Annotated in this window: 14 protein-coding genes; 8 read left to right on the forward strand and 6 right to left on the reverse strand. The window is 74.1% G+C overall.

What is annotated here, in order from left to right; all coding sequences use genetic code 11:
- On the forward strand, positions 1–339 hold a 339-nt coding region (locus tag AOK22_RS20195), incomplete at its 5' end, for a roadblock/LC7 domain-containing protein (protein WP_055700096.1).
- A gap of 56 nt (positions 340–395) precedes the next feature.
- Complete coding sequence (locus AOK22_RS20200; RefSeq protein ID WP_055700097.1) at positions 396–770, forward strand: hypothetical protein; 375 nt, start codon at positions 396–398, stop codon at positions 768–770.
- Positions 771–872: 102 nt separating this feature from the next.
- Here the strand turns inward: AOK22_RS20200 and AOK22_RS20205 are convergent, their stop codons facing one another.
- The 4 genes from AOK22_RS20205 to AOK22_RS20220 form a co-directional block, all read right to left on the reverse strand.
- Positions 873–1,304: a hypothetical protein gene (locus AOK22_RS20205; RefSeq protein ID WP_237773620.1), complete on the reverse strand. Its 432-nt coding sequence runs from the start codon at positions 1,302–1,304 to the stop codon at positions 873–875.
- Positions 1,305–1,368: 64 nt separating this feature from the next.
- Positions 1,369–1,578, reverse strand: a complete 210-nt coding sequence (locus AOK22_RS20210; RefSeq protein WP_055700099.1) for a hypothetical protein — start codon at positions 1,576–1,578, stop codon at positions 1,369–1,371.
- Positions 1,579–1,668: 90 nt separating this feature from the next.
- Positions 1,669–2,877: an MFS transporter gene (locus AOK22_RS20215; protein ID WP_055700100.1), complete on the reverse strand. Its 1,209-nt coding sequence runs from the start codon at positions 2,875–2,877 to the stop codon at positions 1,669–1,671.
- A gap of 5 nt (positions 2,878–2,882) precedes the next feature.
- A complete protein-coding gene (locus AOK22_RS20220) occupies positions 2,883–3,353 on the reverse strand; it encodes an SDR family NAD(P)-dependent oxidoreductase (protein ID WP_055700101.1) in 471 nt (156 codons plus the stop codon).
- A gap of 151 nt (positions 3,354–3,504) precedes the next feature.
- Here AOK22_RS20220 and AOK22_RS20225 point away from each other — a divergent pair, with 151 nt between their 5' ends.
- The 4 genes from AOK22_RS20225 to AOK22_RS20240 all read left to right on the forward strand — a co-directional run bounded on the left by AOK22_RS20225 (position 3,505) and on the right by AOK22_RS20240 (position 9,556).
- On the forward strand, positions 3,505–6,759 hold the full coding sequence (locus tag AOK22_RS20225; protein ID WP_055700109.1) for an AfsR/SARP family transcriptional regulator: 3,255 nt from the start codon (positions 3,505–3,507) through the stop codon (positions 6,757–6,759).
- Between the two features lie 97 nt (positions 6,760–6,856).
- Positions 6,857–7,222: a PH domain-containing protein gene (locus AOK22_RS20230; RefSeq protein WP_055700102.1), complete on the forward strand. Its 366-nt coding sequence runs from the start codon at positions 6,857–6,859 to the stop codon at positions 7,220–7,222.
- Between the two features lie 139 nt (positions 7,223–7,361).
- Complete coding sequence (locus AOK22_RS20235; protein ID WP_055700103.1) at positions 7,362–8,519, forward strand: hypothetical protein; 1,158 nt, start codon at positions 7,362–7,364, stop codon at positions 8,517–8,519.
- Between the two features lie 104 nt (positions 8,520–8,623).
- Positions 8,624–9,556 carry an SGNH/GDSL hydrolase family protein gene (locus AOK22_RS20240; protein ID WP_055700104.1) on the forward strand — a complete coding sequence of 311 codons (933 nt, stop codon included), beginning with the start codon at positions 8,624–8,626 and terminating at the stop codon, positions 9,554–9,556.
- Here AOK22_RS20240 and AOK22_RS20245 read toward each other — a convergent pair.
- Positions 9,525–10,391 (reverse strand): helix-turn-helix transcriptional regulator, encoded by an 867-nt coding sequence (locus tag AOK22_RS20245; protein ID WP_055700105.1) that lies wholly within the window; start codon positions 10,389–10,391, stop codon positions 9,525–9,527. The genes AOK22_RS20240 and AOK22_RS20245 overlap by 32 nt on opposite strands.
- A gap of 164 nt (positions 10,392–10,555) precedes the next feature.
- Between AOK22_RS20245 and AOK22_RS20250 the strand changes: the two genes are divergently transcribed.
- Together AOK22_RS20250 and AOK22_RS20255 are read left to right on the forward strand one after the other, a co-directional pair.
- Positions 10,556–11,335, forward strand: a complete 780-nt coding sequence (locus AOK22_RS20250; RefSeq protein WP_055700106.1) for an NAD(P)H-dependent oxidoreductase — start codon at positions 10,556–10,558, stop codon at positions 11,333–11,335.
- A 155-nt stretch (positions 11,336–11,490) separates the two neighbouring features.
- Entirely contained in the window at positions 11,491–11,997 is a 507-nt protein-coding gene (locus AOK22_RS20255) for a hypothetical protein (protein ID WP_055700107.1), read from the forward strand.
- Positions 11,998–12,029: 32 nt separating this feature from the next.
- Here the strand turns inward: AOK22_RS20255 and AOK22_RS20260 are convergent, their stop codons facing one another.
- Positions 12,030–12,659: an NADPH-dependent F420 reductase gene (locus AOK22_RS20260; RefSeq protein WP_055700108.1), complete on the reverse strand. Its 630-nt coding sequence runs from the start codon at positions 12,657–12,659 to the stop codon at positions 12,030–12,032.
- Positions 12,660–12,718: the final 59 nt, after the last annotated feature.

Genomic DNA, 12,718 nt, shown 5'->3' on the forward strand with positions numbered 1-12,718 from the left:
CCGCAGCTCACCGGTGCCCTCGCGGCCGGCATCGACGGCAAGGTGCTGGCCACGGACACCGAGCACGGTGAGGCCGAACAGATCGCGGTCCTCACCGCGGGTGCCCTCGACGTCGCCCTGAGGCTGGCGGACGTGGCCGGCCGCGGCCGGGCGTCGGAGCTCCTCGTCCGAGGCGAGGGGGGCTATGTCGCGGCCTACGCGGCCGGTCCCTCCGCTGTCCTCACGCTCCTCGCGGGGCCGCGCGTCAACGTGGGCCGGCTCCACCTGGAGGCGCGCCGGTCGAGCGCCCGGATCAGAGACCTGCTCGACGGTGCGCTCGAACGACTGGAGAACACCTGACCATGACTCCCCCCGCAGGCCGCTCGACCAACAGACGGAAAGGAAGTACGAGCCAGATGTACAACACGGAGACCGCACTCAAGGAAACGATGACGGCGATCACCGGCACCCTGGGCGCCGCGCTCGTCGACTACACCAGCGGCATGGCCCTAGGAACACTGGGCGGCAGCAAAGAGCTGGACCTCACCGTGGCCGCGGCCGGCAACACCGACGTGGTCCGCGCCAAGGTCCGCACGATGGAGATGCTGGGCATCAAGGGGGAGATCGAGGACATCCTCATCACCCTCAGCGACCAGTACCACCTGATCCGGCTCCTGAAGTCCCGCAACAACAGCGGGCTGTTCCTCTACCTGGCACTCGACAAGGAGAAGGCGAATCTCGCGATGGCCCGGCACCAGCTGCGCAGGATCGAGGCCGAGCTGGACGTCTGACCGTCCCCGCCGACGGGGCCGGCGCGCAAGGGCGCCGCACCCGTCACGAACACGCCGCATCCTCCCGGTGGTTCGCCCCGCCCCTTCACGCGGCCGTCGTCGTCAGCGTCCGTGGAGGTGCCACATCGACAGCTCCTCGTCGTGTGCGCGCAGGCGGGAGACGGCCTCCGGGAGGGTGCGGCGCTCGGTCAGCTCGTAGAAGAGGAACAGCGGGGCGAAGACGCTCGCGTAGCCGAACGGCGCGCCGCGCGGGGCGACATACGCGCTCGCGCCCGCGTCGAGGAACGCCTCGGCGAGCGCGGGCTCCCCGGTGTCGCAGCCGGTCACGACGACCGTGCTGCCCGGGAGGCGGACGTGCGCGCGGACCTCGGCGGGGCCGAGGCCGCCGTCGAACGGCTGGAACCGCGCCATCTCCGGGGCGAGTTCGGGCACCAGGACGCTTCCCTCGTCGCCGTGGCAGGCGATGACCACGTACGGGGCGACGTGCCGGGTGCGGCCGTCCAGGGCGGCCACGAGGTGGCGGGCCTGGCCCACGCGTACGTAAGTGACCTGGACGCCGAAGGCCTCCAGGCCGTCGCGCAGGGCGCGGGCTCCGGGCTCACCCGTCGCCGTCTCCCAGATTCTCGCCGCTGGAGCTGCTGCCCTTGCTCCTGTTCTTCTTCATGGCCGTCGTGACCAGTTCCGCCGAGACGGTCGTCGCCTTCGCCACGCCCTGGACCCAGCGCGGGCCGCCCCGGGCCGCCCACACGACCGCCGCAAGGCCCGCCGCCGCGACCAGCATGCCGATCCAGAGCAACACGATCATCATCGGTCTCTCCCCTGCCCCTTCGTCGTACGGGGACCTCCCCTTTCGTACGGGGACCGATTTTCGCAGACCGTGCGGGGCAGGTGAGTCCCGTCACGAACGGCGGGCCGGAAAGCCGTGGTTGCGGGCGGCGGCGACCACCAGCAGGACCGGCGCGAGGAGCAGCAGGACCGTCCAGGGGAAGGACGAGGGTCCGGCCAGGTCGAGGAGGACGCCGCCGAAGACGCCGCCGCCCGCCATCGCCACGTTCCACAGGGTGACGAGCATCGCCTGGGCGGCGTCCGCCTCGTCGCCGCCCGCGTCGCCCGCGGCGGTCTGCAGGAGCGTCGGTACGCCGCCCCAGCCCAGGCCCCACAGCGTGACCGCCGCGTACACGAGCGCCGGGGTCCCGGAGAAGAGCGCGAGGACGGCCGCCGCCGTGCCGACGACGAGCACGCTCGCCAGGGTCAGCGCGCGCAGCCTGCGGTGGATCAGGGCGCCCACGATCCAGATCCCGGCGAGCGACGCGGCGCCGAAGACGAGGAGGACGAGGTCGGTGGAGCGGCCCATGCCGAGGCCGTCGAGGAAGGTGGCGATGTACGTATAGAGGACCGTGTGCGCGAGGACGAAGACCAGCGTGACGAAGAGGACCGGGGTGACGCCGGGGACGCGCAGGGTGCGCAGCATCGGGGGCTTCGCCGCGCCGCGCGGCTGGCCCGGGTGGTCCGGGACGAGGGCGGCGATCCAGGCCAGCAGGCCCACGGTGAGCGCGGTCATGACCAGGAACGCGACCTGCCAGCTGAGCACCTTGCCGAGGAACGTGCCCGCGGGGACGCCGAGCGAGAGCGCGACCGGGATGCCCGCCATGGCGATGGCGATGGCCTTGCCCTGGAGGTGGGCGGGCGCCATGCGGCGGGCGTATCCGGCGAGCAGCGCCCAGGCGAGGCCCGCGGCGACGCCGGCGACGAAGCGGGCCGCCATCGTGAGCGGGTAGTCGGCCGAGACGGCGGTGACCGTGTTGGCGGCGGCGAACCCGGCCATGGCCGCGAGCAGCAGCCGCTTGCGGCGCCATCCCGCGGTGGCGGCGGTGAGGGGGATCGCGGTGAGGGCGGTGCCGAGGGCGTAGATGGTGACGGTCTGCCCGGCGGCGGACTCGCCGACGCCGAGGTCCGCGCTCATCGCGGGCAGCAGGCCCGCGGGGAGGGTCTCGGTGAGGCTGGTGATGAAGACGGCGGTGGCGAGGGCGAGCAGGGCGAGGAGCGGGAGCCGCTGGGGCGGGGTGTCGGTACCGGCGGGGGCGGCGGTACGCGTCGGGGTGCTCATCGGGGTCAGATCCTTTCCGTACGGGTACGTGGGGTGTCCGCGGCCAGGCCGAGCGCGGCGCGGGCCGTCGCGTCGGCGGAGCCGTGGCAACGGACGAGCGGGGCCAGGGAGTTGACGGCGGGGTCGGCGGTGGCGGCGGTGAGGACGACCGAGCCGTCCTCGCTCAGGAGCCGCAGCAGGGCGGGCGCGGGCGGTGCGGGCAGGCCGTCGTCCGCGTGGACGAAGAGGAGGTCGATGCCGCCGAGGCGGGCGCGGACGGCGGGGGCCAGCGCCGTGACGGCCGCAGGGTCGGCCGGGTCGCAGCCGATGACGTGGGCGCCGGGTCCGACCTCGGCGGCCGCCTCGGCGAGGTCGGTGCCGGGGCCGCCGGTGACCAGGACGTCGGCGCCGCCCTCGACGAGCCGCTTGGCGATGGCCAGGCCGAGCCCGGTGGCGCCGCCGACGACGACGGCGGTCCGTCCCGCGTACTTGGGCATGCGCTCCGCCTCTCCGTTGTCCGTTGTCGTGCTGACGGGACGACTGTGTTGACGGGACGACTGTGCGGGCGGCGGCTTCGGGACGGCTGACGGTCCGCTGACGAACCCCGCTCACGGAGGTGCCGGCGGCCCGCTGTGTACGGTGATCGGCATGCGTTTCGGGGTGCTGGGTCCACTGGCGGTGTGGGACGGCGAGGGGGAGCCGGTGAAGGTTCCCGAGGCGAAGGTGCGGGCGCTGCTCGCGGACCTTCTGGTGCACGAGGGCCGGCCGGTCTCCGCCGACCGGCTCATCGACGACCTCTGGGGCGAGGCGCCGCCGGGCAACCCGGCCAACGCGCTCCAGGCGAAGGTCTCCCAGCTGCGGCGGGCCCTGGGCCGCGACCGGGTGGTGCACCAGGCGCCGGGCTACCGGCTGCGGGTGGACGCGGCGGCGGGCGACGAGGTGGACGCGGACCGCTTCCGCGCGCTGGTCGCGACGGCACGCGGGGAGGCGGACCCGGCGAGGCGGGGGGAACTCCTCACCGAGGCGCTGGAGCTGTGGCGGGGCCCGGCGTACGCGGACCTGGCCGACGAGGAGTTCGTGCGGCCGGTGGCGGAGCGGCTGGCGGAGCAGCGGCTCGCGGTCCTGGAGGAGCAGGCGGAGGCCCGCCTCGCGACGGGCGACCACACGCTCCTGACGGGCGAGCTGGCGGACCTGGTGGCCCGGCACCCGCTGCGGGAACGCCTGCGGGCGGTGCAGTTGCGCGCCCTGTACCTGGCGGGCCGCCAGACGGAGGCGCTCGCGTCGTACGCGGCGCTACGAGACCAACTGGCGACCGAGTTGGGTCTGGACCCGAGCCCGGAACTGGTCTCCCTGCACGAGTCGATCCTCCGCCAGGACCCGTCGCTGTCGGCGGCGCCCGCGCCGGCACCGCGTGAGCACCGCACGCAGGCGTCACCTCCCGCCGTCCCGGCGCCCGCCCCCCGGACCGACCTGCCCGCCCAGCTCACCCCCCTGGTGGGGCGCGAACAGGCCGTGGCCGAGGTCGGGGAACTCCTGCGCACCGCACGGCTCGTGACCCTCACCGGTCCCGGTGGGGTCGGCAAGACGCGGCTCGCGCTGGCCGCCGCGGGGGAGCCGGGCGGCGGCGCCACGGACGACGAGGTCTGGCTCGTCGAACTCGCCGGACAGCGCGGCGGCGGAACCGCCGATTCCACCGCACCACCCGGCCCCGGAACCACCACCCCGCGCGGCAGCGGCGGCGTCGATGCGCTCGCCCTCGTCGTCTCCGCAGCCCTCGGGCTGCGTGACGACACTCCCTCCGCCCTGCTCGGGACCGCCGTCAGCGGTGTCTCCCCCACCGAGCGGCTCGCCGCCGCGCTGCGGGAGCGGCGGGTCCTGCTCGTCCTCGACAACTGCGAGCAGGTCGTCGAGGAGGCCGCCGCGCTCACCGACGCCCTGCTCCGCGCCGCCCCCGGCCTCCGCGTCCTCGCCACCAGCCAGGAGCCCCTCGGCCTCACCGGCGAGGCCGTGTTCCTCGTCGAGCCGCTCCGGCCCGACGACGCCGTCAGCCTGTTCACCGCCCGCGCGAGCGCCGCCGCCCCCGGCTTCTCCCTCGCCGACGGCGGCCCGGACGCCGAGGCGGCCGTCGCCGAGATCTGCCGCCGCCTCGACGGCATCCCCCTCGCCCTCGAACTCGCCGCGACCCGCGTCCGCGCCCTCGGCGTACGCGAGTTGGCCGACCGCCTCGGCGACCGCTTCCGGCTCCTGACCTCCGGGCAGCGCGGCGCCCCCGCCCGCCAGCAGACCCTCCGCGCGGTCATCGACTGGAGCTGGGAGCTGCTCAGCGCCCCCGAACGCATCGTCCTGCGCCGGCTCGCCGTCCACCGCGACGGCTGCACGCTGGAGGCCGCCGAAGCCGTGTGCGCGGGCGACGGCGTGGCCCGCGACGAGGTCATGGACCTGGTCACCCGCCTCGTCGACCGCTCCCTCGTCGTGATGGCGCCCGGCCCCGCCGGGACCGCCCCGCGCTACCGCCTCCTGGAGTCCGTCGCCGCCTACGCCATGGAACGGCTGACGGAGCTGGAGGACCTCGCCGGCGTACGCGAACGCCACCTCCACCACTATCTCGCCCTCGCCGAGCGCGCCGGACCGCACCTGCGCGGGGGCGACCAGCGGCTGTGGCTCGCCCGCCTGGACGCCGAGGCGGCGAACCTGCGCGGCGCGCTGGACGAGGGGCTGCGGCGGGGGTCCGCCGAGGAGGCCGTGCGGCTCGGCTCCGCGCTGGCCTGGTGGTGGCTGCTGCGGGGCCGCCTGGCCGAGGGGCGCGCGGCCCTTTCCGCGGTACTGGACCTGGACCCCGAGGGCGAGCACGGTGAACTCGCGCTGCTGCGGGACTCGTTCGCCCTGCTGACCGGGGGAGCGGCCGGTCCGGACGCGCCCGCCCGGACGCCCCGCGACGCCCGGAACCTCTGGCTCCACGCGTACGCCCTCTTCAGCGCCGGCGACTCCACCGCCAGCGAGGAGGCCAACGCCCGCGTGCTCGCCCTCGCCGAGCGCACCGGCGAGGGCTGGGCCACCGCCGCCGGGCTCGCCCTGCGGTCCCTGCACGCGCTGATCCGCGGCGACCTCGCGACGATCGGGCGCGACGGGCTCCGCGCCGCCGCGCTGTTCGGGGAACTGGGCGACCGGTGGGGCGAGTTGCAGACCGTCACGCCGCTCGCCGTGCTCGCCGAGATCAGGGGCGACTACGACGAGGCCGCCCGCCGCCAGACCGAGGGCCTGCGCCTCGCGCGCGAGCTGGGCCTGGACGCCGAGGTCTCCGCGCGCCTCTCCGGACTCGGCCGGATCGCCCTGCTCACCCACGACTGGGCCCGCGCCCGCGAACTGCACGAAAGTGCCCGGACGTTGGCCGTCGAGCACGGGTACCGCTACGGCGAGATCCACTCCGACATGGGCCTCGCCCTCGGCGCCCGCCGCTCCGGTGACCTGACGGAGGCCGGGATTCTCCTGCACCGCATCCGCGAGCGCCACGCCGACGTGTCGTCCCCCACCGGCGACCACCTCCTCCACGCCGAACTCGGCTTCCTCGCCGAGCTGCGGGGCGACGCCGCCACGGCCCGCGCCCACCACCGCACCGCTCTCGGGATCGCCCGCGCGCTCGCCGAGCCCCGCGCCCTGGCCCTCGCCCTGGAGGGCCTCGCGGGCGCCGCCGCCCTCTCCGGCGCCCCGGCGGACGCGGCCCTCCTGCTCGGCGCGGCCGACGCGGCCCGCAGAGGCGTCGGCGCCCCGCTCCCGCCCGCCGAACGCACCGACGTCGACCGCATCACGGCCTCGGCCCGCGCCGCGCTGGGCGAGGCCGCCTTCGCCGAGGCCCACGAGCGCGGCGCGAAACTGCCGATCGAGGAACTGCCCGACCCCCGGTGAGCGTCGTCAGGAAAGATCGACCTCCTGTTTGAGGCAAACCCGCGGTTAGGGTTCGGTTCGTACAGGAATTCGGAATTCGTCTCATGGGGGGCCAGACATGGCACTGTTCGGAAACGCGCACACCGTCGACCCGGTCAAGGCGCAGAACGAGTACGCGCGGCTGCTCGGCCACGGCGAGCAGGTGCACGCCGCGTACACGCTGATACGCGACACCATGCTGTTCACCGACCGCCGCCTGATCATGATCGACAAGCAGGGGATCACCGGCAAGAAGGTCGAGTACCACTCGATCCCCTACCGCAGCATCACGCACTTCGCGGTGGAGACCGCCGGTCACTTCGACCTCGACGCCGAGCTGAAGATCTGGATCTCCAGCAACCCGACCCCGCTGCAGAAGACCTTCACCAAGGGCGTGGACATCTACGAGGTGCAGGCGATCCTCACCCAGTTCGTGGCCCGTTAGTCGTATACGGCCGCCCCGCTCCCGCGACCTTCGTCCGCCACGCCTGGACCAAAGTCGGACGAGACCCGGTCCCCGCGCCTCCCATCCTGGAGCCGCGCGGCGGCGTCCCTGCCGCCGCCGGTCCACGGGAGGCAGCAGCATGCAGCACGGAGACACCGGAAACGGCACCGGCATCAGCCGGGGGCGCTTCCTCGCGGGAGCGGGAGCCGTGGGCGTCGCGGCCCTCGCCGCCGTCGCCGGCGACCTCGCCACCGCCCCGGCCGCGTCCGCCGGTACGGAGCCCCGGCGGGGCCTCACCTATCGCGGGGTCTGCTACGAGGTGGGGGACGGCGAGTCCCCCGCGATGGCGTGGAACGCGGCCCGCATGCGCCGCGACATGCGGGCCCTGCGCCACGACCTGCACGCCAACTCCGTCTCCGTCTTCGGCGACGGGGTCGAGCGGCTCGCCGCCACCGCGACGGAGGCCGCCGGGCGCGGCCTGCACGTCTGGCTCCAGCCGCGCCTGGGCGACGTCCCCGAGCGGGACATCCTCGACCACCTCGCGGAGACCGGCCGGCACGCCGAGCGGCTGCGGCGGCAGGGCGCGCGGGTGTACCTCAGCGTGGGCTGCGAGTTCGTGCTGTTCGTGCCCGGCATCGTGCCCGGCGCCAACGCCGTGGAGCGGGTCGAGAACATGCTCAAGGGCACCTACGACCCGGAGAGGATGATGCGGCGGCTGCGCGAGGTCGTCGCCCGCGCCGCCCGGGTCGGCCGGTCCGTCTTCCACGGCCCCCTGACCTACGGCGCCGCCCACGACGAGGAGGTCGACTGGTCCCTCTTCGACGTCGTCGGCGTCAACTACTACGGCTACCACCGCGACCGCGCCGGTTACGTCAAGGATCTCTCCCCGCACCTGCGCTGGGGCAAGCCCGTCGCCGTCACCGAGTCCGGGTGCTGCACCTACGAGGGCGCGCCCCAGCAGGGCGGCATGGGCTGGCACGACGTCGTCGACTACACCAAGGACCCCTACGAGGTCATCGGCGGGCTCAAGCGCAGCGAGCGCACCCAGGCGGCCTATCTCCTGGACGTCTTCGGCGCCTTCGAGTCCATGGGCCTGCACGCCGCCCTGGTCTACAGCTTCGTCACCCCGGAGTCGCAGCACCTGCCCGACCCGCGCCTCGACATCGATATGACGAGCTACTCCCTGACCAGGACGATCCGCGAGCGGCCCGACGACATCGACTCCCCCTGGCACTGGGAGCCGAAGGAGTCCTTCCGGGCGCTGGCCGGGCACTTCCGGCGGGCCGCCGGACGCTGATTCCCGTCATCCACGGCCCGGTTGGCACGCGGATGCCTTCCGCCGTCCGCACACGTGTGCTTGCCTGGGTGGCCATTTCGGCTGTCTGAGGCGGGAGTTGCCGCATGCGGAAGCGGTGGAGCACGGGAGTACTGCTCGTCGGCGCGCTGCTGCTCGGCGCGTGCGGGGACCCGGGGTCGGGGGGCGAGAGCGGCCCGCCCCCGGAGCCGGCGCCCGAGGCCGGGTCCTCCGCGCCCGCGCGGAGCGGACCGCCCTCCGCCGCGCCGAGCCGGCGCTCCGCCGCCCGGCCCGGCGCCCGCTCCCCGAAGGTGCTCTACCTCGGCGACTCCCTCGCCATGGAGAACCAGAAGGTGCTGGGCGCGCACCTGCGCGAGGGCCTCGGCGCCCGCTACGAGAGCGCGCCCTACTCCGGCACGACGCTCTGCGACTACCTCACCGGCACCGGCAAGGACTCCCTCGTCCCCGACCGGGACAAGGCCGCCGCCCTCGTGCGCGAGCAGCGGCCCGACTACGTGGTGCTCCAGTTCTGGGGCAACGCCTGGGGCTACACGCCGTGCATGGACGGCATCACGTACGACAAGGAGCCCGCGAAGTACTTCGACCGGTACGCGGCCGACGCGAGCAGGCTGACCGAGCAGATCAAGGCGGCGGGCGGCGCGGACCGGCCGCGCGTCGTGTGGGTGCTCCAGGGACCCGACGCGATCACGCCCGACCGGGTGCGGCGCGTCAACGGCATCTACGCGGCCCGCGCGAAGGCCTCCGGCGGGCTGACCGCCGACGCGGGCCAGGCCGTCGCCCCGGCGTCCGCCCGGTACACCTGGGCCGAGAAGCTGCCGTGCACGGCGTACGAGACGAAGCACCCCGAGTACTGCACGGAGTCCGGCAACGGCCGCACCGCGCTGCACCGGGGCGACGACTACCTGCACTTCTGTCTCGCCCCGACCACGAAGAACTCCCGTCCCTGCCCGGTGCGTTCGCCCGGCATCCGCAGGATGGCGGCGGCGGTCACGCAGGCCGTGGCGGCCGACCTGGGGTGAGGGGGGCCGTCACGGGGCGCGTGGCGTCCGGCTCCCCGCCCAGGCTCCCGAGCAGGCGAAGGCCGTCCTCGGTGGGGCTGCCGGGGGGCGCGGTCAGCACCAGCAGCTCCACGCCGGAGGCGTCCGGCAGCGCGAAGTTCTCCTGGTGCAGTTCGAGCAGTCCGACCATCGGGTGCCGGTACGCCTTGCGGCCGTGGGTGCGGGCGCGCACGTCCGCGCGGGCCCACAGGCGGCGGAAGCGCTCGCTGCCCATCGCCAGCTCGCCGATGAGCGAGGCGAGTCCGGGGTCGTCGGGGTACTTCCCCGCGGCCAGGCGCAGGTGCCCCACCGCGTCGAGGGTGCAGGTCTCCCACTCGGCGTAGAGACCGCGCTCGGCCTCCTCCAGGAAGATGTGCCGCGCGGTGTTCAGGCCCGGCAGCGCCCGGCCGAAGAGCAGCCCGGCGAGGCGGTTCCCCGCGAGCACGTCCAGGCGGTGGTTCATCAGGAGCGCGGGCGCGTCGGTGACCAGGTCGAGCACGCGCAGCAGCTCCGGCCTGACCCTGCCGCCCGGCGCCTTCTCGGGGCGGCGGCGCTGGCGGGCGAGCCGGCAGAGGTGGTCGCGTTCGGTCGCGTCGAGGCCGAGGACGCGGGCGAGCGCGTCGATGACCTGCTCGGAGGGCTGGGTGGCGCGGCCCTGCTCCAGGCGTACGTAGTAGTCGACGCTGACGCCGGACAGGTGCGCGACCTCTTCCCGGCGCAGGCCTTCGACCCGGCGGCGGCTGTCGGTGGGTATCCCGACGGACGCCGGGTCGACCCGGGCGCGCCGGGTCCTCAGGAAGCCAGCGAGATCGTCCATGCCGCCCAGTATGGCCGCGCGGGGTGCCCGCGAAGGTGGCCCTGCCAGTACCAGGAAGTCCCGTCCTACGGATGCGGCGCCCCTGAACAACGGGCGCCGGGGCCCCCAGGATCGAACGCGTCCGATCTCGCGGACCGAAGAACCCGAGGACTTGAGGAGTTCCCATGAAGACGCTGATCGTCCACGCCCACCCGGAGCCGAAGTCGCTCAACTCCTCGCTGAAGGATCTCGCGGTGTCCACCCTGGAGGGCGCCGGGCACGAGGTGCGGGTGAGCGATCTGTACGCGATGAAGTGGAAGGCGGCCGTGGACGCCGATGACTACGGCCCCGACGCCCCGGACCGCCTGAAGGTCGCCCTCGACTCGGGCCGGGCCTTCCAGGCCGGGACGCTCACCGAGGACGTCCGCGCCGAGCAGGAGAAGCTGCTGTGGGCGGACACGGTCATCCTCCAGTTCCCGCTGTGGTGGTACTCGATGCCCGCGATCCTCAAGGGCTGGGTGGACCGGGTGCTCACCTACCGCTTCGGGTACGGCGTCGGCGAGCACAGCGACACCAAGTACGGCGAGCGCTACGGCGAGGGCACGCTCGCGGGCAAGCGGGCGATGCTGTCGGTGACCGTCGGCGGCCCGGAGCGGCACTACTCCGCCCGCGGGATCAACGGTCCCATCGAGGACCTGCTGTTCCCGATCCACCACGGGATCCTCTACTACCCGGGCCTCGACGTGCTGCCGCCCTTCGTGCAGTACGGCAGCGACAAGCTGACCGAGGAGGACTTCGCGGACGTCGCCAAGGCCTGGGAGCAGCGTCTGCTGACCCTGGAGTCGACCGAGCCGATCCCGTTCCGGCGGCAGAACTTCGGCGACTACGAGATCCCCTCGCTGAACCTGAAGGAGGGCCTGGAGCCCGCGGGCCGCTCCGGATTCGGCCTGCATGTGCGCGCCTGACACCACCCTCTGACCTGCGCGTTCCCCCTCCCGTTCCCCCGTGACGCCACACCGTGGCACACATGGCACCACTAAATGACTCGCCATGGCACCACTAGTGTGCCATAGTGGCACCACGGACAGCACGGGTGAGCCATCAACGGGGGGTCGGAACCATGGACGCAGCGCAGAGTCAGCCGCAGGCGCCCGGCGCCGTCGCCGCCTTCGCGCGCTTCGTGCTCTGCGGCGGCGGGGTCGGGATCGCCTCCAGCTTCGCCGTCGCCGGGCTCGCCTCCTGGCTCCCCTGGGCGCTCGCCAACGCCCTGGTCACCGTCGTCTCGACGCTCCTGGCCACCGAGCTGCACGCCCGCTTCACCTTCGGCGCGGGCGGGCGCGCGACCTGGCGCCAGCACACGCAGTCGGCCGGTTCGGCGGCGGCCGCGTACGCGGTGACGTGCGGGGCGATGTTCGCCCTCCAGCAGTGGGTGGCCTCGCCCGGCGCGGTCCTGGAACAGGCCGTCTACCTCTCCGCCTCCGCGCTCTCCGGCATCGCCCGGTTCGTGGTCCTGCGGGTGGTCGTCTTCGCCCGGGGCCGCGCGCGGGCCGCGGCGGACGTCGTGCCCGCCACCGTCGTCCGCGCCGCCGCCCCGGCCACCCCGGCGGAGCTCTGTGCCGCCGCCTGAGGTCCCGCCGGACGGCGCGGGCTTCCGGGCGGTCAGGCGGCCGAAGTGCGGCCCACCACCTTGATGTTGAACGTGTGCGACCCGAGGCCGTTCGCGATGCCCATGAAGAGCAGCGCGAAGTGCTCCTGGCCGCGCGCGGTCACGATGCCGCCGATGTCCAGCTGGGACGAAGGGTCCCAGCCCAGGTCGGCGAGCAGCAGGCCCGTCGTCAGCTTCGCCTCGGCGTCCTCACCGGACAGGAAGACGGTGCTCGACCCTTCGAGTTCCTTCGGCGAGACCATCGCCGTGGAGTCCATCGTGCACAGCGTCTTGACGACGTGCGTCAGGGGAAAGGCCTCCTGGATGTGTTCCGCCAGGCTGCTGTTGGGGTGCGAGAGTTCGGCGTAGTCGTCGGTCAGGCCCACCCCGACGTCGATCAGCAGGGTGCCGGCGAGCGCCGGGGCCCCGATGGAGTGCAGCAGGTCCACGGAGACGTTGCCCGGGGTCGCGTTGACCAGCACCTCCGCGTGGGTGGCCGTCTCTTTCAGACCCGCCACGGGCAGGGTGAGGTCCGTCCGCTCCTCGGGGTGCCGCGAACCGAGCAGTACGTCGTGTCCTGCCGCGCTCCAGCCCTGGGCCAGGGCGCGGGCGACGTTTCCGGTGCCAAGAAGTCCTATGCGCATGAGGCGAAGCTAGGCGGCGCCGGGGGCGCGGGGGATCGGGCGGGAGCCCCGGTCCCACC

Origin of the sequence: Streptomyces silaceus (assembly GCF_001419745.1) — a bacterium.
Classification (GTDB): domain Bacteria; phylum Actinomycetota; class Actinomycetes; order Streptomycetales; family Streptomycetaceae; genus Streptomyces; species Streptomyces silaceus.

What these genes read in the sequence shown, in the direction of transcription:
- AOK22_RS20200 (WP_055700097.1), top strand. Translation starts at nt 396, where the DNA reads ATGTACAACACGGAGACCGCACTCAAGGAAACGATGACGGCGATCACC.
- AOK22_RS20210 (WP_055700099.1), bottom strand. Translation starts at nt 1,578, where the DNA reads ATGATGATCGTGTTGCTCTGGATCGGCATGCTGGTCGCGGCGGCGGGC.
- AOK22_RS20215 (WP_055700100.1), bottom strand. Translation starts at nt 2,877, where the DNA reads ATGAGCACCCCGACGCGTACCGCCGCCCCCGCCGGTACCGACACCCCG.
- AOK22_RS20220 (WP_055700101.1), bottom strand. Translation starts at nt 3,353, where the DNA reads ATGCCCAAGTACGCGGGACGGACCGCCGTCGTCGTCGGCGGCGCCACC.
- AOK22_RS20225 (WP_055700109.1), top strand. Translation starts at nt 3,505, where the DNA reads ATGCGTTTCGGGGTGCTGGGTCCACTGGCGGTGTGGGACGGCGAGGGG.
- AOK22_RS20230 (WP_055700102.1), top strand. Translation starts at nt 6,857, where the DNA reads ATGGCACTGTTCGGAAACGCGCACACCGTCGACCCGGTCAAGGCGCAG.
- AOK22_RS20235 (WP_055700103.1), top strand. Translation starts at nt 7,362, where the DNA reads ATGCAGCACGGAGACACCGGAAACGGCACCGGCATCAGCCGGGGGCGC.
- AOK22_RS20240 (WP_055700104.1), top strand. Translation starts at nt 8,624, where the DNA reads ATGCGGAAGCGGTGGAGCACGGGAGTACTGCTCGTCGGCGCGCTGCTG.
- AOK22_RS20245 (WP_055700105.1), bottom strand. Translation starts at nt 10,391, where the DNA reads ATGGACGATCTCGCTGGCTTCCTGAGGACCCGGCGCGCCCGGGTCGAC.
- AOK22_RS20250 (WP_055700106.1), top strand. Translation starts at nt 10,556, where the DNA reads ATGAAGACGCTGATCGTCCACGCCCACCCGGAGCCGAAGTCGCTCAAC.
- AOK22_RS20255 (WP_055700107.1), top strand. Translation starts at nt 11,491, where the DNA reads ATGGACGCAGCGCAGAGTCAGCCGCAGGCGCCCGGCGCCGTCGCCGCC.
- AOK22_RS20260 (WP_055700108.1), bottom strand. Translation starts at nt 12,659, where the DNA reads ATGCGCATAGGACTTCTTGGCACCGGAAACGTCGCCCGCGCCCTGGCC.